Genomic DNA, 581 nt, shown 5'->3' on the forward strand with positions numbered 1-581 from the left:
ACCAACAGCAGCACGCGGCCCGTGCAGCAGGTCTTCTTTACGGATTCGGCGCGCGCCAACTTCGGCCGCGACAGGCTGGGCAACGACGTCCTGGGCCCGGGCCAGTCGCGCGATTTCCGGACCGACGGCCCCGGCGCGCATGATTTCCGCATCGTGCGCGCGGATCGGTCCACCTCGGACCTGCGACGCGCGAACATCTGCACCAACACGCAGATCGTCATCACGAATTTCGGCGTCGAGGCCCGTTGATTCGCCTTCCGGTCGCGTCGGGGCCAACGGCCGCGCCTCGGAGTTCCGGCAGGTGAAGGTCCGCGCCGCAGGCCAGATCATCGCCACAGACCGAGGCCTTGGCGCCCTGATGATGCGATGCCCGTAACGGATTTCCCCTTCTGGACGGACGAGAAGCTCCGCATTCAGGACACCGACCTCAACGGGCATGTGAACAACGCCTCCATCGCGGCGCTCTGTGAGGCGGGGCGCGGCGAGATCATCTCCGTCGTGGCGGGCGAGYCGCGCTCGCGTCCGCTGGCCACGGCGCTCCGCCGCGTGACGATCGATTACCTCGCCGAGATCCATTACCC

2 protein-coding genes are annotated in these 581 nt (G+C 67.6%); both read left to right on the forward strand.

The window, feature by feature from the left end; translation table 11 throughout:
• Positions 1–249: hypothetical protein (locus tag AC1DWF_RS36865; protein ID WP_476843377.1), on the forward strand; the 249-nt coding region annotated here is incomplete at its 5' end.
• A 117-nt stretch (positions 250–366) separates the two neighbouring features.
• The coding region (locus tag AC1DWF_RS36870; protein WP_476843378.1) for an acyl-CoA thioesterase at positions 367–581 on the forward strand (215 nt) is incomplete at its 3' end.

The organism is Aminobacter sp. P4_D5, from assembly GCF_056401815.1.